We start from the raw sequence: 1,770 nt of genomic DNA on the forward strand, positions 1-1,770 counted from the left end.
GGGGGTGGCCGGCCGGCGCCGCCCACGGCTCGGACCGCCGGATCGGCCGGAACGGCGACCGGTCGAAGTCGATCTTCGGGTTCGGGTTCTCCAGGTGGATGCTCGGGACCAGGGTGCGGTGCCGCAGCTGGAGCAGCACCTTGGTGAGGCCGGCGATGCCCGCCGCGGCCTCCAGGTGACCGATGTTGGCCTTCACCGAACCGATGACACGGTGGCCGGAGTCGGTCGTCGCGGGGCCGGGCGTCGCGGGGCCGAAGGCGCGGACGAGTCCGGCCACCTCGACCGGGTCGCCCAGAGCGGTGCCGGTGCCGTGGGCCTCCAGGTAGCCGACCGTCGCCGGGTCGATGCCCGAGCGGCGCAGGGCGTCGACGACGACGTTCGCCTGGGCGTGCGGGTTCGGCACGGTGTAGCCGCTGGTCTTGCCCCCGGCGTTGACCGCGCTGCCCTTGATCACCGCCCAGATGTCGTCGCCGTCGGCCACGGCGGCGGCCAGTGGTTTGAGCAGCACGGCGCCCACGCCCTCCCCGGGCACGTAGCCGTCGGCCCGCTCGTCGAACACCTTGCAGGCGCCGTCGGCCGACAGCATGTTCAGCGCGGACAGGGACACGTGGTGCGAGGGGTGCAGCACCAGGTTGACCCCGCCCGCGACGGCCATCCGGCACTCGCCACGGCGCAGGCTCTCGCAGGCGAGGTGCACCGCGGTCAGCGACGAGGAGCAGGCGGAGTCGACGGCGAAGCTGGGCCCCTGGAAGTCGAAGAAGTACGACACCCGGTTGGCCACCGACCAGTACGCGGAGTGGGCGCCGGACAGCCGCCCCCGCGGCCACTGGGTGGCGCCGAGTTCCCCGTACGTGCCGTACATCAGGCCGACGAAGACCCCGGTGGCGGGTTCGTGGGTGTGTTCGCCCAGGTATCCGGCCTCCTCCAGCAGGTTCCAGCTGGTCTCCAGGAAGAGCCGCTCCTGGGGGTCGATGTCGTCGGCGTCGCGCGGCAGGATGCCGAAGAAGCCCGCGTCGAAGCGGTCGACGTCCTGAAGGAATCCGCCCCAGCGGCTGGGCGTGCGGTGCGCAGTCCCCCGTCGGGGGTCGTAGTACGGCCGCCAGTCCCAGCGGTCGGGCGGGATCTCGGTGACGCTGTTCTCGCCGCGCAGCAGGTTGCGCCAGTAGGCGTCGAGGTCGGGCGCACCGGGGTAGCGTCCGCTGACGCCGATCACCGCGATGTCGCCCCCCGGCGAGGACCCGGTCGGGGCAGGGGCCTCGCCGCGGGCGACGACCGCCGACGACGCCTCAGACGGGGACGGTGACGTGGTGGCCCTTGGGCTGGTCTCGGGTCCGGCGGGCACGGGAGTCCCGGTTGCGGCGGATTCCGCTAGGGCCGCGGCGAGCGGTGCCGCGTACTCCGTGCGCAGACACTCCGCCAGTCGTTCGATGGTGGGCTGCTCGAACAGCAGCGTGGCGGGCAGCGGGCCCAGGTCCTCCTCGAAGCGCCGGATGATGGTAAGGCTGATCAGGGAGTCGATGCCGAAGTTCTCGAAGGTGACCCGGTCGCCGAGGTCGTCCGGACGGTGTTTGAGGACCTCGGCGAAGACCCGCTTGACATAGCGGCGAACCGAGTCGCCCGACGGCGACGGCAGTGCGCCGGAGCCGGATACCGGGGTGAGTACCGGTGCCGGCGTCGGCACGGCGGCGGGCGGGCGGGGAGCGGTCGCGCCGAGCCGGGCGAGTCCGGCGGCGTCCGCCGCGACGATCAGGACCTGCGGCAGGCGCGCGG

1 protein-coding gene is annotated in these 1,770 nt (G+C 73.2%); it reads right to left on the reverse strand.

Annotated features, from left to right (window positions below):
• The coding region (locus N4P33_RS35015) for a type I polyketide synthase (protein WP_260830942.1) at positions 1 to 1,770 on the reverse strand (1,770 nt) is incomplete at both ends.

Origin of the sequence: Streptomyces sp. 15-116A (assembly GCF_025290915.1) — a bacterium.
Lineage (GTDB): Bacteria > Actinomycetota > Actinomycetes > Streptomycetales > Streptomycetaceae > Streptomyces.